The organism is Saccharopolyspora pogona (genome assembly GCF_014697215.1).
GTDB lineage: Bacteria > Actinomycetota > Actinomycetes > Mycobacteriales > Pseudonocardiaceae > Saccharopolyspora > Saccharopolyspora hattusasensis.
The window spans coordinates 879,268-904,552 of the sequence record NZ_CP031142.1 but is presented as its reverse complement, the minus strand read 5'-3'; the positions used below and the strand labels follow the sequence as shown (position 1 = coordinate 904,552).

Annotated in this window: 24 protein-coding genes and 2 pseudogenes; 12 read left to right on the top strand and 14 right to left on the bottom strand. The window is 68.3% G+C overall.

Features of this window, described 5'->3' with window-relative positions; genetic code table 11:
- Positions 1-17: 17 nt before the first annotated feature.
- Positions 18-257, bottom strand: a complete 240-nt coding sequence (locus DL519_RS03685; RefSeq protein WP_190812889.1) for an acetate--CoA ligase family protein — start codon at positions 255-257, stop codon at positions 18-20.
- Positions 182-757, bottom strand: a complete 576-nt coding sequence (locus DL519_RS03680; protein WP_223838408.1) for a CoA-binding protein — start codon at positions 755-757, stop codon at positions 182-184. The genes DL519_RS03685 and DL519_RS03680 overlap by 76 nt, the downstream gene beginning before the upstream one ends.
- Here DL519_RS03680 and DL519_RS03675 point away from each other — a divergent pair.
- From DL519_RS03675 to DL519_RS03665, 6 genes and pseudogenes are all read left to right on the top strand, one after another.
- Positions 750-1,991 carry a complex I 51 kDa subunit family protein gene (locus DL519_RS03675; RefSeq protein WP_223838407.1) on the top strand — a complete coding sequence of 414 codons (1,242 nt, stop codon included), beginning with the start codon at positions 750-752 and terminating at the stop codon, positions 1,989-1,991. The two genes, DL519_RS03680 and DL519_RS03675, sit on opposite strands and share 8 nt — an antisense overlap.
- Complete coding sequence (locus tag DL519_RS48340; protein WP_263399567.1) at positions 1,991-2,125, top strand: hypothetical protein; 135 nt, start codon at positions 1,991-1,993, stop codon at positions 2,123-2,125. The genes DL519_RS03675 and DL519_RS48340 overlap by 1 nt, the downstream gene beginning before the upstream one ends.
- A 91-nt stretch (positions 2,126-2,216) precedes the next feature.
- Positions 2,217-3,767, top strand: a pseudogene (locus DL519_RS03670) (molybdopterin-dependent oxidoreductase); the annotation flags it as partial.
- A gap of 106 nt (positions 3,768-3,873) precedes the next feature.
- Positions 3,874-4,020: pseudogene (locus DL519_RS48335) on the top strand (molybdopterin-dependent oxidoreductase); the annotation flags it as partial.
- A gap of 216 nt (positions 4,021-4,236) precedes the next feature.
- Positions 4,237-4,677 (top strand): molybdopterin oxidoreductase family protein, encoded by a 441-nt coding sequence (locus DL519_RS45550; protein WP_223840200.1) that lies wholly within the window; start codon positions 4,237-4,239, stop codon positions 4,675-4,677.
- A gap of 190 nt (positions 4,678-4,867) precedes the next feature.
- The gene (locus DL519_RS03665) at positions 4,868-5,239 is read left to right on the top strand and encodes a CBS domain-containing protein (RefSeq protein ID WP_190812888.1); all 372 of its coding nucleotides are present in this window, start codon (positions 4,868-4,870) and stop codon (positions 5,237-5,239) included.
- 423 nt (positions 5,240-5,662) lie between these two features.
- Here DL519_RS03665 and DL519_RS03660 read toward each other — a convergent pair whose 3' ends face one another.
- Entirely contained in the window at positions 5,663-6,433 is a 771-nt protein-coding gene (locus DL519_RS03660; RefSeq protein ID WP_190812887.1) for a LamB/YcsF family protein, read from the bottom strand.
- A gap of 498 nt (positions 6,434-6,931) precedes the next feature.
- Between DL519_RS03660 and DL519_RS03655 the strand changes: the two genes are divergently transcribed.
- The 3 genes from DL519_RS03655 to DL519_RS48325 all read left to right on the top strand — a co-directional run bounded on the left by DL519_RS03655 (position 6,932) and on the right by DL519_RS48325 (position 8,270).
- Positions 6,932-7,336: a carboxyltransferase domain-containing protein gene (locus tag DL519_RS03655; RefSeq protein ID WP_263399566.1), complete on the top strand. Its 405-nt coding sequence runs from the start codon at positions 6,932-6,934 to the stop codon at positions 7,334-7,336.
- Between the two features lie 141 nt (positions 7,337-7,477).
- The gene (locus tag DL519_RS48330; protein WP_263399565.1) at positions 7,478-8,140 is read left to right on the top strand and encodes a helix-turn-helix domain-containing protein; all 663 of its coding nucleotides are present in this window, start codon (positions 7,478-7,480) and stop codon (positions 8,138-8,140) included.
- The gene (locus tag DL519_RS48325) at positions 8,082-8,270 is read left to right on the top strand and encodes a hypothetical protein (RefSeq protein ID WP_263399564.1); all 189 of its coding nucleotides are present in this window, start codon (positions 8,082-8,084) and stop codon (positions 8,268-8,270) included. The genes DL519_RS48330 and DL519_RS48325 overlap by 59 nt, the downstream gene beginning before the upstream one ends.
- A 614-nt stretch (positions 8,271-8,884) precedes the next feature.
- Here the strand turns inward: DL519_RS48325 and DL519_RS03645 are convergent.
- Together DL519_RS03645 and DL519_RS03640 are read right to left on the bottom strand one after the other, a co-directional pair.
- Positions 8,885-10,066: a pyridoxal-phosphate-dependent aminotransferase family protein gene (locus tag DL519_RS03645; protein ID WP_190812886.1), complete on the bottom strand. Its 1,182-nt coding sequence runs from the start codon at positions 10,064-10,066 to the stop codon at positions 8,885-8,887.
- A 401-nt stretch (positions 10,067-10,467) separates the two neighbouring features.
- A complete protein-coding gene (locus DL519_RS03640; RefSeq protein ID WP_190812885.1) occupies positions 10,468-11,355 on the bottom strand; it encodes a LysR substrate-binding domain-containing protein in 888 nt (295 codons plus the stop codon).
- 470 nt (positions 11,356-11,825) lie between these two features.
- On the opposite strand from DL519_RS03640, the gene DL519_RS03635 reads away from it, so the two are divergent.
- Both DL519_RS03635 and DL519_RS03630 read left to right on the top strand, forming a co-directional pair.
- A complete protein-coding gene (locus DL519_RS03635) occupies positions 11,826-12,923 on the top strand; it encodes a hydantoinase/oxoprolinase N-terminal domain-containing protein (RefSeq protein ID WP_190812884.1) in 1,098 nt (365 codons plus the stop codon).
- Between the two features lie 35 nt (positions 12,924-12,958).
- On the top strand, positions 12,959-13,732 hold the full coding sequence (locus tag DL519_RS03630; protein ID WP_190812883.1) for an IclR family transcriptional regulator: 774 nt from the start codon (positions 12,959-12,961) through the stop codon (positions 13,730-13,732).
- Between the two features lie 207 nt (positions 13,733-13,939).
- On the opposite strand, the gene DL519_RS03625 is transcribed toward DL519_RS03630, so the two are convergent.
- From DL519_RS03625 to kdgD, 8 genes are all read right to left on the bottom strand, one after another.
- Entirely contained in the window at positions 13,940-14,968 is a 1,029-nt protein-coding gene (locus DL519_RS03625; RefSeq protein WP_190812882.1) for a pyridoxal-phosphate dependent enzyme, read from the bottom strand.
- A 133-nt stretch (positions 14,969-15,101) separates the two neighbouring features.
- Positions 15,102-15,575, bottom strand: coding sequence for a RidA family protein (locus DL519_RS03620; protein WP_190812881.1), 474 nt, complete (start codon positions 15,573-15,575; stop codon positions 15,102-15,104).
- Positions 15,572-17,227, bottom strand: coding sequence for a M24 family metallopeptidase (locus tag DL519_RS03615; protein ID WP_190812880.1), 1,656 nt, complete (start codon positions 17,225-17,227; stop codon positions 15,572-15,574). The genes DL519_RS03620 and DL519_RS03615 overlap by 4 nt, the downstream gene beginning before the upstream one ends.
- Positions 17,228-17,252: 25 nt before the next feature.
- Complete coding sequence (locus tag DL519_RS03610; RefSeq protein ID WP_190812879.1) at positions 17,253-18,032, bottom strand: ABC transporter ATP-binding protein; 780 nt, start codon at positions 18,030-18,032, stop codon at positions 17,253-17,255.
- Between the two features lie 19 nt (positions 18,033-18,051).
- Positions 18,052-19,077: an ABC transporter substrate-binding protein gene (locus DL519_RS03605; protein ID WP_190812878.1), complete on the bottom strand. Its 1,026-nt coding sequence runs from the start codon at positions 19,075-19,077 to the stop codon at positions 18,052-18,054.
- A gap of 14 nt (positions 19,078-19,091) precedes the next feature.
- Positions 19,092-19,952 carry an ABC transporter permease gene (locus DL519_RS03600; protein ID WP_190812877.1) on the bottom strand — a complete coding sequence of 287 codons (861 nt, stop codon included), beginning with the start codon at positions 19,950-19,952 and terminating at the stop codon, positions 19,092-19,094.
- A 204-nt stretch (positions 19,953-20,156) separates the two neighbouring features.
- The gene (locus tag DL519_RS03595) at positions 20,157-21,770 is read right to left on the bottom strand and encodes an aldehyde dehydrogenase (NADP(+)) (protein WP_190812876.1); all 1,614 of its coding nucleotides are present in this window, start codon (positions 21,768-21,770) and stop codon (positions 20,157-20,159) included.
- Positions 21,771-21,804: 34 nt separating this feature from the next.
- A complete protein-coding gene (kdgD, locus tag DL519_RS03590; protein WP_190812875.1) occupies positions 21,805-22,731 on the bottom strand; it encodes a 5-dehydro-4-deoxyglucarate dehydratase in 927 nt (308 codons plus the stop codon).
- A gap of 111 nt (positions 22,732-22,842) precedes the next feature.
- On the opposite strand from kdgD, the gene DL519_RS03585 reads away from it, so the two are divergent.
- Positions 22,843-23,778, top strand: a complete 936-nt coding sequence (locus DL519_RS03585) for a LysR family transcriptional regulator (RefSeq protein WP_190812874.1) — start codon at positions 22,843-22,845, stop codon at positions 23,776-23,778.
- Between the two features lie 256 nt (positions 23,779-24,034).
- Here the strand turns inward: DL519_RS03585 and DL519_RS03580 are convergent, their stop codons facing one another.
- Positions 24,035-25,237: a mandelate racemase/muconate lactonizing enzyme family protein gene (locus DL519_RS03580; RefSeq protein ID WP_223838406.1), complete on the bottom strand. Its 1,203-nt coding sequence runs from the start codon at positions 25,235-25,237 to the stop codon at positions 24,035-24,037.
- Positions 25,238-25,285 lie beyond the last annotated feature (48 nt).

Sequence of the window (25,285 nt, the reverse complement as noted above, 5' to 3'; positions counted from 1 at the left end):
ATCCGGGGGTCTCCGCGCTACGTTCCTTTGATGAAGGGATCTTCGGGTTCGTGTGGTTCCAAGCGGATGCGCGCGTCGGGGATGCGAACGCCCTGCTCGGTGACGATCACGGGGTTGAGGTCGGCCTCGGCGACCTCGTGGAGCAGTTCGGCCATCCGTGCCGTGCGCAGCAGCACATCGATCACGGTGTCCATATCCAGCGGCTGGGCCGGTCGCGGGCCGAACAACTGGAGCGCGGCCCGCAGTTCGTGGAGCATGTCCTGGGCATCGCGGGATCGGAGTTGACCACGCCTAGGCAATTCGGTCCCACCAGCCGCATCCCCCACCGACGAACGGCGGTGAGCAAGCCGTCCACAACGGCTGGCTTACCGGTGATTCCCGCTGCCACCACGACCAGTGCACGAACCCCGCGCCGCCCGCATTCCTCCGCCACCTCCGAGATGCTCTCGGCAGGGACGCACAGCACCGCCATTTCCGGCGGTTCCGGAAGATCGGCCACGGATCGGAAAGCGGTCAGGCCGTGAATGTCTCCGCGGCGGCGGTTGACCGCGTAGATCGTTCCGGTATTTCCGCCCTGGATGATGTTGCGCAGCATGGCGTTGCCCACCGCCGATTCCCGGTGGCTCGCACCGACGACCGCCACCGACGTCGGGCAGAGCACCCGGCGCAGGCTGGCGACGTCCGCGACCCGCTCGCGATCCCGGCGGTAGCAAGCGCTGCGCGAGGCCGCACAGCATGCGCAGCTGCTCGTGGTCACCCCGGCGCCCGCGATCCCCTACCGCGTCGCCAGCCGCCGGGCCGTGACGCTCGCGGGGTTGACCGGTGCTGAGGACTCCTGGCAGGTGTGGCCGCATCTCGTCACCGACGGATCCCCGGACGCGGTCCGCGCCGAGGTCGCGATCGCCGGCCTGCGCGGCCGAGGCGGTGCCGAATTCCCGGTGGTGCAGAAGTGGGAGGCGGTGCGCGGCCCGGCGCCGAGGTTCGTGGTGGCCAACGGGGACGAGGGCGATCCTGGTTCGTTCTGCGACCGACTGCTGTTGGAAAGCGACCCGCACCGCGTGCTGGAAGGACTGGCCCTCGCCGGTTTTGCGGTCGGCGCGAACCGGGGCGTGGTGTTCGTGCGGTCGGAGTACCCGGTGGCGGTGGGGAGGATGCAGGCTGCGGTGGAAGCAGCGCGCGCTGCGGGGCACTTCGGGGCCGGCGTGCACGGCTCGTCGGTCGACTTCGACGTCGAGATCGTGGAAGGCGCAGGATCCTACGTCGCCGGGGAGGAAACCGCGCTTCTACACGCCTTGCAGGGATTTCGCGGCAGCGTCCGGCCCCGGCCGCCGTACCCGACCGAGTACGGCCTCGCCGGGCAGCCCACCGTGGTGAACAACGTCGAAACGCTCGCGGCGGTGCCGTGGGTGCTGCGACACGGCGGCACCGCATACGCACAACTCGGCACCCCGATCGAAACCGGCACCAAACTGGTGTGCCTGAGCCAGCGCTTCCGCAATCCCGGCGTCTACGAGGTCGAGTTCGGGGTCCCGCTGCGCTACCTCGTCGAAACCCTCGGCGGCGGCCTCAAACCCGGCTACCGGCTTCGGGCCTTGCAGGTCGGCGGGCCGCTCGGCGGGTTCCTCTCCCCCGACGACCTGGACGTCCCGCTGCTCGCCGAGGCGCTCGCCGAAGCCGGGGTGGCGCTCGGGCACGGCAGTCTCGTCGCCATCGACGACGGGATCACCGCGCGGGAGCTGCTCCGGCACGTGTGGAGCTTCGCCGCAGCCGAAAGCTGCGGCGCCTGCACCCCTTGCCGCGTCGGCACACGGCGCGGCCGGGAGTTGGCTGCATGCTTCCCGACCAGTTCGGAGAAAGTACTGTCACAGCAGGAAAAACTGCTCGACGTGATGAGCACCGGCAGCCTGTGCGCCTTCGGCCGGGGTGTACCGGGCTCGGTACGAAGCCTGCTGCGCGTCTACCGGGACGAACTCCTCGCAGGAGAACGCTGATGCGCGTCACCATCGGGCGCACCACTGTGGACGTCGCGGACGACGCCACGGTCCTCGACGCCGTGCGCGCGAGCGGCACCGGCGCCACACACGACCGAGGCGTAGACCACTCACACCGTTCACGCAACGTGTAAAAACGTTCCGCGAGCCGACACCTTACGGTGCCGACGTTGGCCAGCGCCCGTCCGGCGCTGGTCTTCCCGTGGCGATACCCGCCGCCAGCAAATGCTGGTCTTACATGGGTTTCCATCGGGCTGTCACGACGCAACTCGCCGCCACCCAACCATGTTGGAAAACCAGGTTCCCGACAGACTGGCTTGGCTCTCGCCAGCCTGCCAAGTTCCTTCGCGGCAAACCATACCAACCCGAAACGACACATCTTTACCCAGCTTCCCGAACAGTTGGGCCCCCTACGTCAAGCTCGATCGCGACCTGTGCATCGCCTGCGGGCGATGCGTGGCCATGTGCGCCGAAGTCCAGGGCACCTTCGCACTCGAACTCACCGGCCGCGGCTTCAACACCGTCGTCACGCCAGGCGACGGCGGGCCGTGGGTCTCCTCCCCCTGCGTCGGCTGCGGCGGCTGCGTCGACAGCTGCCCCACCGGCGCACTGTCCGAACCCGGCCTCCTCGACCTTCGCCCCATCACCACGACGACCACGACCACCTGCGGCTACTGCGGCGTCGGCTGCACCCTCGACGTCCACGTCCGCGACAGCACCATCGCCGCCATCACCCCGACGCACGGCGCTCCAGTCAACCGCGGCCACGCCTGCATCAAGGGCCGATTCGCTCACGCCTTCACCCGCGCCGAAGACCGCCTGACCACACCACTGCTGCGACGCGACGGGCAACTGGTCGAAACGACCTGGCACGAAGCCCTCACCACGATCGCCCAGCGACTGGCGGACATCCGAGACCGGCACGGCCCGGACGCCATCGCCATGATCTCCTTCGCCCGCGCCACCAACGAGGAGAACTACCTGGCCCAGAAGTTCATCCGCACCGCCATCGGCACCAACAGCATCGACAACTGCTCCCGCTTGTGCCACGCACCCTCGGCCGCCGGGCTCACCGCTTCCTTCGGTCTGGCGGGCGGCACCAATCCGCTCGACGACCTCGACCACGCCGACTGCATCCTGCTCGCCGGCGCCAACCCCACCGAGACCCACCCCGTCGTCGGGGCCCGCATCAAGCAACGCGTGCTGGCCGGAGCCCGGCTCGTCGTTGTTGATCCCCGACGCATCGAACTCGCCTCGCTCGCCGACGTCCACCTGCAAAACCGGCCGGGCTCCAACGTCGCCGTCTTCAACGCGCTCGCACACCAGCTGATCGACGACGACCACATCGCTCACGACTTCCTCGACCAGCGCACCACCGGGTTCGACGAGGCCGCCGCGCTCCTACAGGACTACGGGCCGGACACCGTCGCCGGCATCGCCAACGTGCCACCTGCGGTCCTTGTTGCAGCCGCAAGGGTTTTCGGACGGGCAGAGCATCCTGTCATCGTCTACGGGCTCGGGATCACCGAGCACGCCCACGGCACCGACGGCGTGCGCACCCTCGCCAACCTCGCCATCCTGCGCGGCGCGGTCGGCACCCCGGGCTGCTGCGGGATCCTCCCACTGCGCGGACAGAACAACGTCCAAGGCGCATCCGACATGGGTGCACTGCCGGACACGCTGCCCGGCTACCAACACGTCACGGACGCGGCAGTCCGCGACCGCTTCGCAGCCGCCTGGGGTCAGCCGGTGCCCGAACGCCCCGGCCTGCGCATCCCGCAGATGTTCGACGCAGCCATCAATGGAAACTTGCGCGCGCTGTACGTCATAGGCGAGGACATCCGCCCAAAGCGACCCGAACACCGGCCACGTTCGCGCCGCCTTGCGCGCGTGCGACCTCGTCGTCTGCCACGACCTCTTCCTGTCCCGGACCGCCGGGCACGCCGACGTCGTCCTGCCCGCCGCCTCGTTCCTGGAGAAGGACGGGACCTTCGTCAACTTCGACCGCCGCTTCCAACGCGTACACCCCGTACTCACCTCACCGAGGCAGGCGGACACCGACTTCGGCATCCTGCACCGCCTCGCCCGCGCCCTGGGCGCCGACCTCGGGTGCCACACACCCGCCGAAGCACTCGCCGAGTGCGCGGCCCTGACACCGGTCTTCGCCGGAATCTCGCACCACCGGCTCGACACCGAAGGCCCGCTGCACTGGCCCTGCCGAGCATCCGACCAACGCGGAGAGGCCGTGCTCTACCTCGAGAGGTTCTCCACTCCTGACGGCCGAGCAGCACTGGCCGCACTCCCCTACCTCCCACCTGGTGAACAACCCGACGCCGAGTTCCCCTACCTGCTGGTCACCGGCCGACGGCTCGTGCACTACAACACCGGATCCATGACCCGCCGCACCCCCAACGTCGAACTCCGACCCACCGAAACCCTCGAACTCCACCCCGCCGACGCCGCCCACCTCCGCGTGCTGGAAGGCACCAAGGTGACCGTGACCAGCCGCTGGGGCCGAGCCATCTTGATCGCCCACCCCAGCCACGACATCGCTCCGGGCCAGGCCTTCGCCTTCTTCCACTTCTCCGACGCGGCCGTCAACGACCTCACCTCGCCCCACACCGACAACACCACCGGCTGCCCGGAGTACAAGGTCACCGCAGTACGCATCGCGCCGGCACGGTGAGCACGTACCGGTTTGCCAGATAACCGGCTCACGGACCGAACCGTTGGAGAATCACCAGCCGGCCGCGGTCGGCGACCCGGCCAGCCACGACATCGCTCGCGCGTTGGCGCTGGCAACGCCGGGTACACGGCAGGTGACCGTGGTCGAAGCCGGGCCGAATCGACTGCACGTATAGCGCACGGAGGAAGCCATGCACGTCGAAGAAGTTTTCCACCCGGGGACGCTGACGTGTGACGCGTCCGATTCGCTCGAAGACGTCGCGAGGAAGATGACCGCGGACCACGTCGGCGCTCTCGCCATGCTCGACAACGACCGGATCGTCGGCATCATCTCGGAACGGGACATCGTCCGGGCCGTCGCGGAGAAGGCCGATCCGCGAACGGCAACAGCCACCCTGTTCGCATCGCACCAACTGGAAACCGCTGCCTTCGGGGAGGACACCCGGGATGCGGCGCGGCGGATGCTCGACGCCGGGATCCGTCACCTCCCGGTGAAGCAAGGCCGAATGGTCGTCGGCGTGATCTCCATGCGCGACCTGCTGGCCGTCGAAACCTGGCTTTGACCACGACCGGCACAGCGCATCAACCGATCCCCGAGCCTCAGAAGGGTCGTGCTAATGAGCGGCGTGGGACTCGAGGTGCAGGTGAGACGGGGTACCAGCAGCACCGACCCGCTGTGGCCCAGTGCCGGATCCGGTTATAGCGCCCCGCCCGCTGTGCGCGGGGCTGCGGACGCGTTCCTGTCTTCGCCGACGGGGTCTCGTTTGAGGTAGTCCTCCATGTCGAACATGTTGCCCTGCGAGCGGTCCATGACATCGAAGTACGCCCTGGACCCACGGCATCTCGAAACGTTATGACCTGCTCACGAGGCTGTCTTAAATGTTGCGGCGTACAGGGCAGTAGGGCGGATTTATGCTCGGAAGCGGCGCCGGCCGCTTAGCGCTTAGCCCACCCTCGCCACTCTCACCGAGCCTGAAAGCAGGCTCTCAGGGACGGTTTGCGATCACCTCGGCCATGGGCGCCACCGTGACGTCAGCCGCGCTGAATCGCTGCCGAACTGCCTGGGCGATCTCGATCGCGTTCGGCCGGTCGCCGTGCAAGCAGATGGTGTCGGCGTCCACTGGCAGAGTCTTCCCACTGGTCGAGACCACTTCGCCCGCAAGGATGGCCATGGCCTTCTCGGCGCAGTGCTCGGGAGACTTCGCGACCGGATCGGGCTCGATGATGATGTGGCCGTCATCGTCGTAGTCCAGGTCGGCAAAAGCTTCCCGAGCCACCCGCACGCCACGTGCTGCAACCTTCTCGGCGGTTGGGCCCGCAAGCAGGACCAGGATTAGCTCCGGGTCGACCGCGGTAACCACCTCGGCAATGGCATCGGTCACTTCCGGCTCCCGGATGGTCAACCCGTAGAAGGCACCGTGCGGTTTGACGTGCGTCAGGGCGATCCCGAACGAGTCGGCGAAGCTTCGCAGGGCGCCGAGCTGGTACAGACATGCATCAGCGGCTTGTTGCGGGGTCATCGCGAGCGCTCGCCGACCGAACCCGACCAGGTCGGGAAATCCCGGATGTGCCCCGAGTGCGGTTCCGTGCGACTTGGCCAGCCCGGCCGAGCGGCGCATGGTCGCCGGGTCGCCCGCATGCCACCCGCAGGCCACGTTGACCGACGACACCAGCGGCATCAGGCGCGCATCGTCGCCGAGCCGCCAGCGGCCGAAGCTCTCCCCCGCATCGGCATTGAGATCGATCAATTTCTTCATGCCCACTCCGTTTCGTCAAAGCCCACCGGTCTACCTGAAAGCAGAGACACTCCTGTGGCCACAGTGCCGCATCGACACTTTGAGCACAGTGTTGGCACGCGCCCCGTCCAGCAGAATCAGCGGTTCGGCCACATTTGCCCCCTGCTTTTGTCCAAGCCGGCCAGTGGCCGACCACTGCGGTGCGGGTTCACAGTGACCCCCATGCCCCGTGAGCCGATCAGGCAGCGGGCGTGACTGACTGGAGAGAAGCTGTGGCAACGGCATCGCTGGAGCTGCCGCCTGCGCACTACCATTTCGGCGCGGACGAGTTCGTCTTCGTTGAGATCGCCCAGGCGATGAGCCTGGAGGCGAACTTCAAGGCCATGACCATCACCGCCGCGTTGCGCGATCAGCACCTCGACGGAATCGTCGACATCTGTCCGTCGAACGCGTCGTACATGATCCGGGTCGGACCCCGACCGTCTCCACCCCGCCGAACTGGTCGAGCATCTCCAGGGCTTGGAGCGACCCGCCACCAGCCTCTCGGCGGACCACGTCCTGCACACGCGGGTCGTCGACGTCCCGGTACTCTACGACGACCCGTGGACCCGGGAGACGCTGCTGCGCTTCCGGGACCGTCACCAGGACCCGGATGCCACCGACCTGGAATACGCGGCGCGCATCAACGGCTTCGAAGACGTCCAGCGGTTCATCTCGGCGCTTTCCGGAGCGCCCTACATCGTGACCATGATCGGCTTCGTTCCCGGCCTGCCGTTCTGCTACCAGCTCGTGTCACCGGACCGCCAGATCGAGGTACCCAAGTACGTGCGGCCCCGCACCGACACTCCCGAACGCGCGTCCCTCTCCTCGGCTTTCCGTGGGTGTAAATCGGCGAGGAGTAGACGGATTGTCATTGCTTGGTAACGGAATGCGCAGGTGTGACCTGCGGGAATAAGGGCGCACCTGAGGTTCGGAGGTTGCCTAGACCATCCGTACCCGAAGGGCTCACGTGCGCGTTACTACTGTATTCAACCGGAGGCCTTGCCAGGGGCGTCTGTGGAGTCGGTGTCGTTCACAGATCAGGGAATCGTGCTGGGGCTGCGGCGGCGCCGTCGGCTGCTGGTCTGCCCGTGCGGCCGTAAGCAGCGCGGCCGCTACGACACCTCCCGCCGCCGGTGGCGGCATCTGGACTTCGGTGCCTGCCAGGTATGGCTGGAAGCCGATATCCACCGCATCGACTGCCGGGGCTGCGGGCGGGTGCGTACCGAGGAACTCCCGTGGGCCAGGCCCGGTGCCCGGCACTCCCGTGATTTTGAGGATGTGATCGCCTGGCTGGCCCAGCGTATGGACAAGACCAGCGTGTCCCGGCTGATGCGGTGTTCCTGGGAAGCTGTCGACCGCATCGTCGGCCGGGTCGTGGTCGAGCATGTCGATGACGCCCGGTTGGACGATGTCTACCGCATCGGTGTGGACGAGATCTCCTACAAGCGCGGCCACATCTCCCTGCAAGGCGCCGCAGTCGAGCTGCGGATCAATGCCGAAGACGCTGAGAACGACTTCACGCCCACACCTGGAGAGCTAACCCGTTTCGACCTGCCCGGCGGGCCGGGAGTCCGCATCGACACCGGTTTCGTCACCGGAGAACCGCATCAGCCCGTTCTACGATTCCATGATCGCCAAGCTCATCTGCTGGGGTGCCGATCGGGAACAGGCGTTCACGCGCGCTGAGCAGGCGCTCGGCGAACTCCACGTGCAGGGAGTGCCCACGGCCCGTGCTCTCTACGGCAGCCTGCTTGCCTGCCCGGAACTGCGCAAGGGCACTGTCCACACAAGTTGGTTGGAGGCTTGGCTTGAGTGACTCGGTCAACGTGTCGCGACACCCAGAGCAATGATCGCGCCGGTGCCGAACATTTGTCCGGGTGGGCTGTCACGCTGTCGAAACAGCGACGGGCGCGATGGCAATATCAGCGAACTACCTTTCCCGAGCCACACCACCCTCGACCGCGCCGGCAACGTCAGGTGAATGAAGCGAACGGACCGTTCGCGCCACCTACGAGCCTGTTGCAAAATTACGCCCACCACGGACCGTGATCGATCGATCACGGCTGAGATGGCCACTGGCGGACAAACGGCGGCGATCGAGACTGATTTGGTACTTCGGTTCAGCCGTTTTCGCCGAAAACGCAACAGGCTCCTACCGACGCGAACAGGCCGTTCGCCTCACACCAACAACCCACGGCTACGTCCGGCGCGGAGGGCGGGCCGGGGAAACGGACCGGCAGCAATCCCGGCACCGGACCCCGGCCCGGCCCAGCCCAGCCCGGCCCGGCCCGGCCCGGCCCCTACATCATCGGCAAGGATGACGCCTCGGCGATCGGCACCCTGGTCGAACGCTCCACCCGTGCCGAGGCGACGTATCCGGCCTCGGCGTCGGCAACTGGCCGGCGCATGCTGGTGACGCCGTTCGTCCGGTTATTCGGCGCACCACGCCGCGAGGAAGTCCCGCGTTGGGTCGGTCGCGGCCCGCACGCCGAGAGCGTTGAGCTCGTAGGCGATCGCGGCGATGGTGTGCAGTTGCGGCCCCGGTCGGGCCGACTCCGCCATGTGCGCGATCCGGATCACGGTGGCGGCGTCGCCGTCCATTCCGCCCGCGATGTGCACACGGTGCCGCTGCGCCAGCCGACGGCGCAGGGTCCGGGCGTCGATGCTGCCCGGCAGCCGGAACGCGCCGACGGTGCTCGACTCCGCACCTGGCGGCGCCACCGGATGCATCCCGAGTGCGGCCATCGCCGCGCGCAGGCCGGCGCCGGTGCGGCGGTGCCGTTCCCAGCGTTCCTCGATGCCTTCCTCCGCGGTCAGTTCGAGCGCGCGGCGCAGCGCGACCACCAGGTTGGTCGGCATGGTCCACGGCAGTCTGCGGTATCCGGACTTCAACCTGCCGCCCTGCTCTCGGGGAACCCACTGGTCCCACCACCGGAGCAGGTCGAGGTAGTAGCCGAGCGGTGGCCGTCTGCGGCCTTCGATCTCGCCGCGGGCGCGCTCGCTGACCGCGACGAAGGCCAGCCCGGGCGGCGCGCCGACCGACTTCTGGGCCGCTGAGGCGCACAGGTCGATGCCGAGGTCGTCGAAGTTGATCGCGGTGCCGGCGAGTGAGGACACCGCGTCGACCAGCAGCAGCCCGTCCCGCCGGTGCACCAGATCGGCGTATTCGGCCAGGTCGTTGACCATGCCGGTGGACGTTTCGTTGTGTACGACGCCGAGAACGGGCCGGTCGTGCCGGTCGAGTTCGGCCTCGATGTCGCGCACCGCCAACGGCTGGCCGGAATCGTGCTTGATCTCTACGACCCGCATGCCCAGCGACCCGCCGATGGCGGCCATCATGCGGCCGAACGTGCCGTTGGCCGGGACCACGAGAGGACGGTCGACGGGGGCCGCGCTGGCCAGCGCGGACTCGACGGCGCCCCGGCCGCTCGCCGGCAGCACCACGACTTCGCCCCCGGTGCCGTAGATCTGCTTGAGCAGTTCGCAGGTCTCGTCCATCGTCTCGGCGAACTCGGCACTCTGGTGGTACATCGGCGGGGCCGCGAGTGCTTGGATGACCCGGTCGTCGACCAGGGTCGGGCCTGGCTCCATCTGCAATGCCATTGCGGTCATGGGGAATTCCTGTGCGTTCGAGGTCGAGTGTGTGGATCAGGAGCTGATGGCGCGGATCCGCTCGGCTGGTATGCCTTGGGCGCGGAGATTGCCGGTCTCCTGCTCGCGGGCCAGCAGGAAGCGCTTGCCGTTCCGGTCCGCGATCACGGGCGCAACCATCTTCGGTGCGTCCATTCGGATACCGGGGGGTGAGCAACTGCTTGATCGGATGGAATCCGAACTCGCGCTCGATTTGCGCACAATCCGCTGATGACCCGCACCGGGCACTCCTCATTTTGCGCCGCGAAAGCCGTTCCAGGTGGAACTGCTGACGTCCGGTCAATGCGGACACAACGCTAGGCGAGTCGGTTTCGGAATGTCCAATGCTTCGTTTGGAAGTTCCGATTCAACGATTGAATCGATCACCCGTGCTTCAAATAATCGAGCAGTGCGGCAAGCGCGGGGTTGTCGTTGTCGCGTCTCCAGACGAGGCTGAGTTCCACTTGGCTCGACTCGGGCAGCTCAACAGATCGGAAGACGACCTCCGGATAGCGGAGCTGGGTGGCCCCAGCTGGGACCAGGGACAGCCCGAAACCGGCGTTGACCAGCGCCAGCACGGAGTGGATCTGGCTCAGGTAGTGCGAGAAGACCGGGGCGCATCCAGCATTTCTAAAAATGCTGGTGAGCAGGTCGTGGAAATACCTGGATTCCGCTGGTCGATACATGATTACGCTTTCTCCGTCGAAATCGGCGACGGTGAGCGGTTCCGGCGATTTCGCGAACGCATGGCCCACCGGAATAGCGGCGACCAGGTGTTCCCGCAAGTAGATTCGCGAGTCGAGATCGTGCCGCCGGACGGGAGGGCGGACCATCATTCCGAGGTCGAGGCTGCCGTCGGACAGCGCCTCCAGCTGTTCGTTCTTCACCATTTCCCGCAGGATGATCTCGACCCCGGGCAGGTTCTTCCGGACCACGCCCAGCACCGCACCCAGGGTGCGGTAGGCGCTGGCCGCGGTGAAACCGAGTGCCAGGCTGCCGATCTCCCCGGTGGACGCCGAGCGGGCCATCCGCGCGGCCTGCTCGGCCTGGCGGAGCAGGCGCCGCGCCTCCGGGAGGAAAGCTCGGCCTGCCCTGGTCAACCGGACGGCGCGGTGGCTGCGGTCGACGAGCTCGACACCGAGCTCGTTCTCCAGCAGTTGGATCTGGCGGCTCAGCGGCGGCTGGGTCATGCGAAGTCGTTCGGCGGCGCGTCCGAAGTGCAGTTCCTCGGCCACGGCGACGAAGCCGTTCAACTGGAACAGTGAGAACATGTTCTCCTTCGCCGTCCGCCGGGGAGGAACCGCCGGACCCACCCGGCCGCGCCCGTGGTGTTCGACCCGATACGGAGCATGGTCGGGGTGCTGGGCGCGGTTCCCTGAGCCTGCCCGACGGGGCGCGGATAGTCGAGCATGACCGGGACCGGCCGGTCGCGACCCCCGTTGGTCACCACCCGCGTCGCGCCGAACGTCCCCACGCTCTGGCGTGACTCACCACGCCTGCTCGCGGGATCCGGATCGCGCTTCCCGAACGGACAGCATCGAAAACCCTGCATCGACGGCGAAGTCCGGCGATGAGGTCATCGTTCGACCAGGGCGTCGACGACGCTGGCCCGTCTACTCGCGCGGTGGCGTCGCAATCGCGATGCGCGGAGTCGAGCAGCCGGTAGCCGGGGCTGGACTTCCGGAACATCCCCACCTACCGTTCCGGCCATGCGAACGGCATTGCGTTGAATGGAGCATCTATGGATGAGGTCTCCCTCGGGGTGGAGATCGGTGGCACCTTCACCGATCTCGTCGCCTACGGGCCTGCGGGCCTGCGGACGGTGAAGGTGCCGTCAACCACGCATGCACCCGAGCAGGGCGCGACCACGGCGGTCCGAGAGGCGTTCGCCGACCTCGGTGCCGTCGCGACCGTTGTGCACGGTTCGACGGTCGCCACCAACGCCGTGCTGGAGCGACGGGGCGAACGGGTCGGACTTCTCGTCACCGCGGGCTTCGGCGACCTGCTGGAACTGCAGCGCCAGGACCGCATCGACACCACGGTCCTGAAGTACCGCAAGCCGCAGGCCCTGGTCCCCCAGAGCGACGTCGTCGAGGTGATCGAGCGGATGGCCGCGGACGGCAGGGTGATCCAGGAGATCGACCGGGCATCCGCCGAAGCCGCTCTGGACGCGCTGGCTGCGACCGGGATCGACACGGTGGCGGTCTGCCTACTGCACTCCTACCGCAACCCCGCGCACGAGTTGGCCGTCGCCGAGCTCGCCGCGCAGCGCCATCCCGGCCTGACTGTGGTCCTCTCCCATCAGGTGTCACCGGAGCCGCGGGAGTACGAGCGGGCGAGCACGACCGTCCTCGACGCCTACATCCGGCCGACGGTCGACGGCTATCTCGGTCGTCTCGGGCACACGCTGGAGACCGGCGGGTTCGCCGGGGACCTCCACGTGATGCAGTCCAACGGCGGGGCGATGCCCGCGGACATCGTGCGGCGCAATGCGATTCGCATGCTGCTGTCCGGGCCCGCAGGTGGCGTCAGCGCCGCCGCGGTTGGGATCATGGCGGGATGGGCGCCATTCGCAGCCTTCCTCTCGCGCCTGTTCCCCGCCCGGGTGCGCTACAGCGGCACCGCGTTCAGCTTCCAGCTCGCCGGCATCCTCGGTGGCGCATTCGCCCCCACGATCGGTGTCGCGCTATACGCGGGATTCGGCACCCCGTACGCCGTCGCGACCTACCTCGCGATCGCCTGTGCGATCAGCATCATCTGCTCGCTGTTGGTCCGGTTCGTCCCGGACGACGACGTCGAACAGATCGGGGAAAGGGCCTCATCCCACGCCGAGGCATAATTCTGATCGAAACACCCGACAGGAGGAGCAGTGTCATGAGCGCCAAGGACGAGAAGTCCCCGGAGTCGTTGACGGACCGGGTCTTCGCAGTGCTCCTGGCGTTCGTCGACGCCCCCGAGCTGGGGATCAGCGACATCCACCGGCGCACCGGACTTGACAAGAGCGTGGTGCACCGGATCGTGCGCAGCGCGGTCGCGCACGGCTTCCTCGTCCAAAATCCTCGGACCCGGAGTTACAGCGTTGGACTCCGGGCCTGGGAAATCGGTCGCGGCTACGGCGGCGCCGACCGGGTCGTCGCCCTGGCCACGCCGGTGCTGGAGGAACTCAGCAAGGAACATCAGGTCACCTGCTACCTTGGGCGCCTCGACGACCTGGAGATCGTCTACCTTGCCTTGATCGACAGTCCCGGGCCCATCCGGATCGTGCAGGAGGTCGGCGGCCGGGTTCCCGCCACCACGACGGCGGTTGGCTGGGCCCTGCTTGCCGAGCTTGACGACGCCGAACTCCACAGGCGTATCGACGGCCGCGTGGCCCCTGCCGACCAGGAGCGGCTGCTCGCCAAGATCGCGGAGAGCCGCGCCGTCGGAACCGCAGTCAATCGCGGCGAGTTCACCACCGGGGTCGCCTCGGTGGGTGCGCTCGTGCCCAGCACCACCACGCCCGAGCCCATCGGGATTTCCGCCGCGTTCCTACTGTTCGACGACAACGAGGGCATGTGGACCTCCCTGCCCCCCGCTGTACAGGAGGCGGCCGCGCGCATCGCGCGCGATCTCGACGGGCGACCAATCTCCCGAAAAGACCAACGATGACCGGCATCACCGCGGTCAGCACGCCCGAGACCCCCGCGGCAAATCCGGCCGAGGTAGGCGTCGCTGTGGCGGTCGCCGAAGACCCACCTGCCGTTCCTGGTCGGATGGAAATGTATCGACATCGATGAACCAGACCTATGGCTGGTCCAGGACATCGTTCGGCCGGCTCCTGGCCGCGTGACTGCTCAGCGCGCTGACAGTCGAGCCTCAGCCGTCGCCGAACTCCGCGAAAAGGGCAGGCAGCCCACCGGTGTGCACGAAGACAACGCGGTCGTCCGGGCCCCTCAGGCCCGTCCGCACATGGTCGAGTAGGCCGGCGAACCCCTTGCCGGAGTAGATCGGGTCCACGAGAAGCCCTTCCCTCCGGGCGAGCAGCTCGATCGCCTCCCGCGACGCCTCGGACGGCATCCCGTACGCCGGGCCGACGTAGGAGGTGTCGTTCACCACCGGCCCGGGCGTGACGTCCGAGTACCCCAGCGCGCCGGCCGCCGCCGACACGAGATCGGCGATCCCACGCTCCGGAATGTAGGCCTCGTTCGTCTCGTCCATCGGGTTTATGCCGACCACCGAGATGTCCAGACCGAGCAGGACGGCCCCCAGCTGCAGGCCGGCCTGGGTGCTCCCCTGCGACGTCGTGTAGATGTGCGTGGGCAGCGGCTCACCGCGGTCCTCGAAAGCGCAGACGATCTCGCACAACGCCTCGACGTAGGCGACCGCGGCGAGCGTGAGCGCGCGTTCCGCACCCATCCCCACCACGTAGGGACGCCGACCACTCCGGCGGAGCTGATCGGCGATCGCAGCCTTGGCCGCGGTCACCCACTCGGCTGCCGGAACCGGGTCCAGCCGGCCGGCCAGCAGACGTGTCACCAGCTGGTTCCCACCACCCTGCTCGAACATGACGTCCCGTCGCGGGACGATGACCGAGTCCAGCCCGACCCGAGCCGCGGCCGCGGCGAGCTGCCGGGAATGGTTCGACTGCGACGCCGCACCCTGGATGACGACGTCGGCGCCCTGCGCGATGGCGTCACCGAGCACGAACTCGAGCTGCCGGGCCTTGTTCCCGCCGAACGCCAGCCCCGTGCAGTCGTCCCGCTTGATCCAGATCTGGGTGCCACCGAGATCCGCGGACAGCCGAGGACAGTGGTCCAGCGGCGTGGGGAGGTGCGCGAACCGTTCCCGGGGCAGTGCCTGGAGACGGGCTCGAACCTCCGCGACGCGCGAAGACGAAACAGACACGCGGTCACAACCTTTCTACCGACGGGAATCGGCCTGCGGGGAGCTCACAGGCCGCTCGCCGGGCCGCGCCTGGCTGCTGTGCGATGCCGTGCATCGCACAGCAGCCAGGCAGTCGGATCTCGCCCGGACCTCGTTAGGCGCGTACGGCGACCGTGGCGTCGAGCTCGACCAACGCGCCCTGCGGCAGGCCGGGCGCCGGAAGCGCAGTCCGGGCGTGCCGGCCGGCGTCGCCGAGAACGTCGATCAGCAGTTGCGATGCTCCGTCGACCACCTCGGGCTGGTCGATGGCATCGGCCGTGCTCGCCACCCAGGCGTTGAGCTTGAGCACCCGCACCACGTTCTCCAGGCCGACCGCGTCGTCGATGCGGGCGAGCAGGTTCAGGGCGCTGACGCGGGCCGCGGCGATGCCCTCGGCCACCCCGATGCCGTCGCCCAACCGGCCCCCGAGGATCTCGCCCGCGACCGTGCGGGAGATCTGCCCAGAGACGTACAGCAGCTCGCCGGCCCGGACGACGGGTTCGTAGGCGTACTTCGGCGGGCCGAGCACGGGGAGCTCCAGGGACAGCTCGGCGAGCCGGCGGCGGACTTCGGTCCCGGCGGCGCTCATCGCTTGCTCACCACGTACGTCCGGTTCCGGCCGACGTACCAGAGGTCCTCGGTGCCGATCGCAACGTTGTCGTACCGCCAGGGGATCTCGGCGGCGCCGTACGACCCGACCTGCAGGACGTGCTTGTAGCCGGGCCGCAACTCGTTCGCGAACGACTCCTGCTTGCCCATGAGGTGGCCGACGTTGCGCTTCCGGTACTCGGTGTCGAAGTCGATCTCGGTGCCAAGCATCCCGATCTCGCGCATCCGGTCCAGGTGCGGTGCCAGGTAGCGCAGGGTTCCATCGTGCACGTCCTCGCACACCACGCCCGGCCGCAGCTGGCCGATGATGCCCTCCCGGACGACGTCGAAGAAGAACGCGTAGGCCTCCTTCCCACCCTCGGTGCGGGGCAGCGACCGGGCCATGTCGGAGGTGGCGACGGTGACGCCGTCGGCGACGACCCGCACGCCGGCGTCGAGCTGGATGCAGGTCGTGTCCTGGTTGATCGGGAAGTCCACCGGGGGTCCGGGGAAGAGCATCCGGTTCGACGAGTGCAGGTTCGTGAAGTACGGCTCGATCGCGAACGGGATGTCGTGGGTCGTGCGGAACTCGGTGATCTTGTCGAGGTAAACGGCGTGGATGTCGAGCTCGGTGAACTCGCGGCCGTCGTCGATGCCGTGCTCGGCCCAGGCGAGCGCGGCCTCGATGGCGAACACGCTGGCTCGCGCGGCGATGACCTGGAAGGCGAGGTCCTCGTGGTCCCGGACGTCGCGCCAGTGGCCGAGATCGGTCGAGATCCCGACCAGCTCGGCCCCCGCGCGCTCCAGCTCGCGAGCGAGGCCGATGCCGACGAACTCCTCCTCGACACCGGTCCGCGTGCCCGGGCTCAACTCCGCGACGGCGGCCCCGACCGAGGGATACTCGCCGATCGGCGCCCCGGGAAGGTCCGGGGTGCCTCTGGGCGCGAGCACGACCAGCCGCTCGGCAGCGGGCAGCCACACCGCGACGGTGCCCGGCGGCTGGACGTGTCCGGTCACCTCGGTGTAGTTAGGGGTGGCGGCGAGGAGAACCGCGTCCAGCGCACGCTCGTGGGCCAGCGCGGTCAGCGCCGGGAACCGGGTGTCCTCGGCAGCGGAGAGCTCGTCCGCCAGCCCGCCGAGGTGCTCGACCCCCTCGATCAGTCGGCGTGCGACCTGCACGCCCTCGGCCCGCCAGTCGGCGAACCGGGCCAGCACCGCCGCGGTGTCGATCTCGTATGCGACCACCGGAACCGGGTCCTGATCGTCGGCGGTCACTTCCAGCGTCCCGGCGTCGGAGAAGACACGGTGGTGTGCGAGGACGACGTCCGCGGCCAGGTGCACCCGGCCGTCCGCTGCCAGGTCCGCAACCAGGCTGGTCAACGATTCCGCGGCCGGGGAGTCCGCAATGATCCGCGGGTCGATCGTGACCCACGGCGCGTAGAACCGGATCTGGTCCGCTGGGACGCCGGCCGAGAGCGCGTTGCCCTGCTCCTGCTGACGGAGCAGCAGGAAGCATTCGTCGCCCTGCTGCGCGATCAATGGCGCGACCAGCGGGTGGGAGTCGAGGCGGATCGCGGAGAACAGCAGGCTCCGGGGAGCGTCGAGCCCATAGCGCTGCTCGACCTGTGCGGCGTCGGCGGTGAGGTGCAACATGAGGTTCCTCCCGGTGTCGGTGTGGTCAGCTGATGCCGGCGATGACGCCGATGTGCGACTCGATCTCGGTCGCGTACTCGGAGAAAGCCGAGGAGAAGCGGTGGTCCTTGTCGCGGGGGCGTGGCAGGTCGATCTCGATGTCGGCGACGATGCGACCCGGCCGGTCCCCGAGCACGACGACGCGGTCGGCTAGCCACACCGCCTCCGGGATGCTGTGCGTGACGAAAAGGACGCTGCAGCCGGTGGTGCGCCAGATCCGCTGGATCTCGAAGTTCATCGAGTCCCGGGTCATGGCGTCGAGCGCGCCGAACGGCTCGTCCATCAGGAGCAGCTCGGGGTGCGACACCAGCGCCCGGCAGATCGCGACCCGCTGCTGCATGCCGCCGCTGAGCTCGTAGGAGTAGCGGGTCGTCCGGTCCCCCAGCCCGACCATCTCGAGCAGCTCCCGGGCGTAGCGCTCGGCCTCGCCCGTGCGGGTGCCGCGGAACTCCAGCGGCAGCAGCACGTTGTCCAGGTTGTTGCGCCAGGGCAGCAGCACCGGGCTCTGGAACACCATCGCGATGTCCTCGAGCCCCTCCTTGATCGGCCGGCCCTTGACCAGGATTTCGCCCTCGGTCGGGTCCTGGAGACCGGAGATCGTCTTCAGCAGCGTCGTCTTGCCGCTGCCGGACTGCCCCACGATCGAGACGAACTGTCCAGGCTTCACGTGGAAGTCCAGGCCCTGCAGGACGGTGTTGTCCTCCCCGTCCCGGGAGCGATAGGTCTTCCCGACGTTGTTCACCGAGATGGCGTGCTCGTGATTCATCTGACTCTCCGTCCGGCCGTCACGGCGCCTGGATGGCATCGCCGCGGTGCAGCGGTGCGAGGTAGGCGTTGCTGTACACGTCTGCGGGTGTGAGGCGAGCCTCCGGTTTCAGCCCGAGGAACTGGTGCGCGACGTCGATCATTTTCTGGACGCCCGCGTCGTCCATCACGCCGTACTCGTCCGCCGACGCGCCGGTGCCCCAGTTCAGGGCGCATTGCTCGTTGATCGCTAGGACAACGGTCCTGTCCTCGTAGCCGCTGACTTCCTTCTGGAAGTCGTGCGCCGCCTCCTGCGGGTGCCCGCAGGCCCAGAGGAACCCCTTCTGCATCGCCCGGTTGAACCGCTCCACCTGGCCGGGGTTCGTCCGCAGCTTCTCGCCGGAGACGATGATCCCGTTTCCGTAGAGATCGATCCCCAGGTCCGACCACTTAAGGACGACGGCCTTGCGACCGAGTGCGTCGATCGCCGGCTGGTCGGACACGTAGAGGGCGAGGTTCGCGTCCCATTGTCCGGCCAGCAGCCCCGGGATCTTGGCGGCACCGGTGGCGTGTACGACGTTCACGTCATTCTTGGACAGCCCTAACTTGTTCAGCGCGTACGGCCACATCGCAGGCATCGCGCCGGCCGCCTCGGTCGCGACCGTCTTGCCGCGCAGGTCCTCCCAGCCGTTGATGCCGGTACCGGCCAGCGCGACGACGGCGTAGGCGGAGCGGGCCTGCACCAGATTGACCTGCTTGATGTCGGCGCCGCGTGCCCGGCTCGTGACGGTGACGCCGAAGTCGGCCCAGCCGACGTCGACCTTGCCGGTGTCCACCGCGGTGACGGTGTTGCCGGAGCCCGAGCCTGGCATGACGCTGAGGTCGATGCCCTCCGCCTTGAAAAAGCCACGCTCGACAGCCGAGATGAACGGCGCGTGCTTGGGCAGCCAGCTGACGTCGAGCATCAGCGACATCTGGTCCCGGCCAGTGCCGCTGCCGCAGCCGGCGAGGGTCAGCAGGATGACGGCCCCGAGCGCGACGGCAGTCGTGCGGATCGAGTGACGCATGCGAGTCCCCGCCCTCACTTGGTGTGCTGCTTCCACGGCACGAGCTTGCGTCCCACGACGTCGACGATGTAGAAGAGCGCCAGCGCGATCGCGGCGAGCACGATGAATGCCGCGAACATCGACGCGAGGTCGACCTGGCTGTTCGCCAGCATGATCACGTAGCCGAGGCCCTTCGAACCGGCGATGAACTCACCGACCACCGCACCGCCAACGGCCAGCGAGATCGAGATCTTGGCCCCGGAGAGGATCGACGGGATCGCGTGGATGAACTCGATCTTCGTCATCTTCTTCCACTGTGAGGCCTTGTTGATCCGCGCCAGTTCCTGCAGCTCGTGCGGCACCGAGCGGAGCCCGTCATAGGTGTTGATGACCAGCGGGAAGAAGGCGATGGCCATCGCCACGAACGCCTTGGACTCGAAGCCGAACCCGAACCAGACGATGAACAGCGGGGCCAGCGCGACCTTCGGGATGGTGTCGATGGCGATGAGCGCCGGGTAGAGAAAACTCCGGATCGTCGTCGAGTAGTGCAGTGCGGCGCCGCAGAGCACGCCGAGCGCGGTGCCGAGCGCGAACCCGGCGAGCGCCTCCTGCAGCGTGATGAACGTGTTCTCCGCGAAGTAGCCGGGGCGCTCGGCCAGCTCGACGAACGCCGAGATCGGCCCGACCAGCAGGTACTCCGGCGGGTCGAACAGCGCGACGACGAGCTCCCACAGCGCGAACAGGCCGATGATGCCCGCGATGGCCTTGACCGCGGCGACGACCGAGTCGCGACGCGGTCCCCGCCGGCGCGGGCGCTGCTCACCGGGTCCGGCCGGGGTGGCCGGAGCCGGGGCGGATCGCCCGCGGTCCTTCGCCTTGATGTCAGGAGTGACCACGTCGAATGCTCCCTTCGGGGTAGTGGACGGCGTCGGGCTCGTGCCCGCGGCCGCCGGAAAGGGTGGGATCGCCCGGCACTGCCAGGAGCGCCCTCGATGGCGGGGATGGAGTCATGCGTTCCTCACAGCGTTGTGAAAGATGCGCGGTTGTGAAAGGTGCGCGGCCGTGGCCGCAGGGGGAGTGGTTCCGGGTCGGCCCGCGTCTCAGCCGGCGGCGAGCGGCTCCCGTCCGGTCTCGCCGTCGGTCCGCCGCCACAGACGGTCCGGGTTGCCGTCGGCTAGGTCGGCGGGGAGCAGCGCGGCCGGGACGTCCTGGTAGGCGACTGGCCGCAGGAACCGCTCGATCGCGAGGGTGCCCACCGATGTACTGCGTGGATCGGTCGTGGCGGGGAACGGGCCGCCGTGCACCATCGCGTAGCCGACCTCGACCCCGGTGGGCCATCCGTCGAACAGGATCCGCCCGGCCCGCTCCTCCAGCAACGGAAGCAGCCCGTGGGCGAGTTCGTGGTCGGTGGCGTCGGCGTGCACCGTCGCGGTCAGCTGGCCCTCCAGCGCGGCGACGGCTGCGGTCAACTCGGTGACGTCCGCGCACCGGACGAGCAGCGACGTCGCCCCGAAGACCTCGGTCTGCAGCTTCGGGTTGGCGACGAACCGGTCACCGGCCACGGTCAGCAGCCGGGCACGACCGGCCGCAGCGTTGCCGTCCCCACCGCCACGGGCGAGCTCCACCACCCCGGGCAGGGCGGCCACCGCGTCACCGGCGGCGGCGTAGTTCTCGGCGATCCCGGTGGTCAGCATGGTGGCGCCGGTGTCGGCCGCCACGGCCTCCGCGGCGGAGTCGGCGAACGCGTCGAGCCCCGGGCCCTCGACCGCCAGCAGGAGGCCGGGGTTGGTGCAGAACTGCCCGGCGCCGAGGGTGAGCGACCCGGCGAAGGCGGTGCCCAGCTCTGCACCCCGAGTAGCCAGTGCGGCGGGCAGCAGCAGCACCGGGTTGATGCTGCTCATCTCGGCGTACACCGGGATCGGCACCGGCCGCGCGGCGGCCGTCGCGGCGATCGCGAGCCCGCCGGCGCGGGAACCGGTGAAGCCGACCGCCTTGATCCGCGGATCGGCCACGAGCTGCGCACCGATCTCCGTCCCGCTGCCGACCAACTGGGCGAAGACGCCCTTCGGCATCCCGGTGTCGGCGGCCGCGTCGGCGATCACCCGCGCCGCGAGCTCCGCCGTCCCGAGATGCGCGGAGTGGGCCTTGACGACGACCGGGCATCCCGCCGCGAGGGCGGAGGCGGTGTCGCCGCCGGCCGTGGAGAACGCGAGCGGGAAGTTGCTCGCGCCGAACACTGCGACCGGGCCCAACGGGATCCGGCGCTGCCGGATGTCGGCCCGCGGCAGCGGGGAACGGTCGGGCCGTGCGGGGTCGATCCGGGCGCCCTGCCACGTTCCCGCACGCAGCTCGGTCGCGAACAACCGCAACTGCCCGCTGGTGCGGCCGACCTCGCCGGTGAGCCGCGGGACGGGCAACGCGGTCTCGGCGTGGGCCCGTTCGACCAGGTCGTCCCGGCGCTCGTCGAGCAGATCCGCGATGCGCTCGAGGAAACCGGCTCGCCGGGCGGCGGGGATCTCCCGGTAGGCACCGAACGCCGCTGCGGCCAGCGCGCAGGCCTGCTCGACCTGCTCGGCCGACGCGGCCGGGTACCCGGGGTCGAGCGCGGCCCCCGTGCGGGGGTCGGTGGATCGGACGTCCTCGCCGGTGCCGGTCACCGGCTCGCCACCGATGATCATTGCGCCGGTCGAGCCGGTCATGGGGGGAGCAGACATGCGCGTCCTTCCGCGTCGTCGTCGTGAGCCGTGATCAGGCGGTGACCGACCGCGACACCGCGATCACCTCGGAAAGCAGGGCGCGCTCGCGGTCGTCGAGATCGGTCAGCGGCGGCCGCACCGGACCGGCCGAGTGCCCTGTCAGGTCCAGGCCCGCCTTGACGATGCTCACCGCGTAGCCCGGCTTCCGGTCGCGGATGGCGGTGTAGGGCAGCACGACCTCGTCGAGCAGCCGCTGCACGGTCGCCCGGTCTCCTGCCCGGACGGCGGTGTAGAAGGTCAGTGCGAACTCGGGCAGGAAGTTGAAGATCGCCGAGCTGTAGGTCGTCACACCGAGTTCGAGGTAGGGCAGCGCGTAGGTCTCCGCCGTCGGCAGCCCGCCGATGTAGACGAGGCGATCGCCGAGCCGGGAGTGGATCCGGGTGATCGTCTCGAGATCACCGACCCCGTCCTTGAAGCCGATCAGGTTCGGGCAGGTCTCGGCGAGCTGGGCGACGGCCTCCGCGCTGTACACCGCGTTGGCCCGGCTGTAGATCACGACACCCAGCGAGGTGGCCTCGCAAACCGCGCGCACGTGCGAGACGAGACCGTCCGTCGAGGCCTCGGTCAGGTAGGGCGGGAAGAGCAGCACCCCGTCCGCCCCGGCCGCCTCGGCGTCCCGGGCGAAGCCGATCGCCTGGGCGGTCCCGTGCCCCGCCGGGGCCAGGATCGGGGTGTCCTCCGGCGCACTCTCGACGGCGGCGCGGACGACCTCGCCCACCTCCGCGGGCGTCAGCGAGAAGAACTCACCGGTCCCACCGGCGGCGAACAGGCCGGCCACCTCGTACTTGGCGAGGCGGACGATGTTGTCCCGGTACGCGGTCTCGTCGAACGCAAGATCGCGGGTGAAGTGAGTGACGGGGAAGGACAACAGCCCCGAGCCGAGACGCTGCGCGAGCTCGGTGGGAGCGATGGCGGGCATGGGCGGGTTCCTCCTAGGCGGTAGGCGACAGCAACCGGCGACGAGCCTAAGAAGCAGCAAGGATGCCTGTCCAACACTTCTTTCGTATTAACTGATGCTTAGACTGAATCGGTGTTTACCTTCAGTCAACTGGAGAGCTTCGTCGCGGTCGCCGAGACGCTCCACTTCGGACGGGCCGCCGAGCGGCTCTCCATGACCCAGCCGCCGCTGACCCGGCGGATCCAGCTCCTGGAGCGCGAGCTAGGTGTCGAGCTGTTCGACCGGGCCGGGCGGACGGTGCGGCTCACGGCGGCCGGACGCGCGTTCCTGGCCGACGCGCGGCGAATCCTCGGCCTGTCCGCCCAGGCAGCTCTCGCGGTCCGCCGGGTGCCGACCGGCGAGGTCGGGACGGTGGCGCTCGGATTCACCGCCTCGGCCGCCCACTCCGTGCTGGACGCCGTGGTGGAGGCCGTCCGTTCGCACCTCCCCGGCGTCGACCTGGTGCTCCGCGAGCGGGTCTCCAGCACGCAACTGGAGGAGCTTCGCTCCGGGGAGCTGAACCTCGCCCTCGTCCGCCCGCCGGTGCCCGTCGGCCTGTCCGGGCACCTGCTGCATCGGGAGGCCTTGCTGGCAGCTGTCCCGGCGGGCCACCGGCTCGCGGATCCCGCCCGGGCCCTGCACCTGCACGATCTCGACGGCCAGCCGTTCGTCATGTATTCGCCCACCGAAGCCCGGTACTTCCACGAGGTGCTCGTCGGCGTCTTCCGCGGTGCCGGGATCGCGCCGCGCTACGTCCACCACCTCAGCCAGGTGCATACGATCCTGGCGCTGGTACGAGCCGGGCTGGGGCTCGCCCTGGTCCCGCAGGCGGCGACCGCACTCGGCCTCGACGGCGTCGTCCTGCGACCGGTGGAGGGCATCGCCGGAGAACCGGTCGAACTGGTCGCCGCCTGGCGGGCGAACGACGAGAACCCCGCGCTGCACGCCGTGCGCGACATCGTAATCGCCGCGACATCGGACGAGCGACGGGAACGCCCACACGACGGCGACCGCCCCGCAGAGCCCTAACGTGCTGCTCGCGCGCCCACGGGGCAGCCAGGCTAACCGAACCCGATGGAAACCCACGTAAGACGACCGCTTGCGCCGCTGCGGGTACCGCAATGGGAAGACCCGAGCCAGTACAGCTCTCGCTGCTCTAGCTCGGGTCAACGCCAGCGGCGCAAGTCGCTGACTCGATGAACGTTTTTACACGTTTGCCGAACGGTGTGCTGTCACCAACCGTGCTCCCCACGCTCGGCGTGTCCCTGGCACACCAGCCCATCGGTCAACGCTTTGTGAGTTGCCGTTCAACTCCGACGCTGTCGATGTCTTCGCGGAGTTCCACTCCGTGCCCTGGTCCCTCTGGTGCGGACAGGCTTCCATTGACCACCTGCGGAACGCCAGTCACCAGTTGCGGGTACCAGGTGCGGAGGTAGGCGCGGGAGACCTCTTGGATGAACCCATTCATTTCGCTCATCACCAGGTGCGTGGACGCAGCCAGTGAGACGGGGCCCGTGCAGTCGTGAGGTGCGAGCGGCACGGCGAACGCGTCAGCCAAGGCGGCGATCTTTCGGGCTTCCCCGATTCCACCTGTCCATTGGATGTCGACCGTGGCATAGTCGACAATGCCGGAGGCGAGCAACGGCTGGAATCCTCGTCGGCCGACGGACGTTTCGCCGATTGCAATCGGTACGTCCACAGACTGCCGGAGACGTACAAGCGCATCGATCGCGTCCGGTCGCAGCGGGTCCTCGACCCACAGTGGCTGAAACTCCGCGATCTCCTTCAGAATCCGTGTCGCGGCGGGCCGGCGCCATAGACCATGCATCTCGACCATGATGTCGATCTTGTCGCCAACCGCCGCGCGAATGTCCGACAGGACCTTGATGCCTGCCTTCAGTTCGTCGCTGCTGATGTCGTTCCCGTTAGAGGCTTCTGCGGCCTGGTCGAAAGGCCATATTTTCATTCCGGTGAAGCCCTCGGCGACCAGGTCTTTTGCCAATTGGCCCGGCCGGTGCAGGAACGCGTCGAGGTCCTCCAGATCGTTTGCCTTTGTTGCGTCAGCGGGCAGGCCCCAGTTTTTTGAGGACATCTCGGTCAGTGTGGTCATGTATTGCGTGCCGCCACATGTGTTGTAGCAACGAATGCTGTCGCGAACCGGGCCACCAAAAAGCTCAGCGAGAGGTCGCCCCGTGGACTTTCCGAGAATGTCCCACAGCGCCAGGTCGATAGCCGCGTTACCTCGGGTCTCGGCGCCGGATCCTTGGTACCCGACGTATGGCCTCAGCGCCATCATGACATGCTCAGGATTGGCGCTATCCATGGAGAATAGTATTGGTGCCGCGCTTTCGTGGATATAGGCTTCAACGGCTTTCGGGCCGAAGAACGCCTCGCCCAATCCCGTCAATCCTTCGTCCGTTCGGAGCCGGACGAAGACCAGGTTCGACTGGATCTGCGGCCGGATCGTCTCAACTTCTATGATCTTCACTTGTCGCCCACTCCTCGCTGTTGGCATCAAACGCTTGTCGCTCTGCCT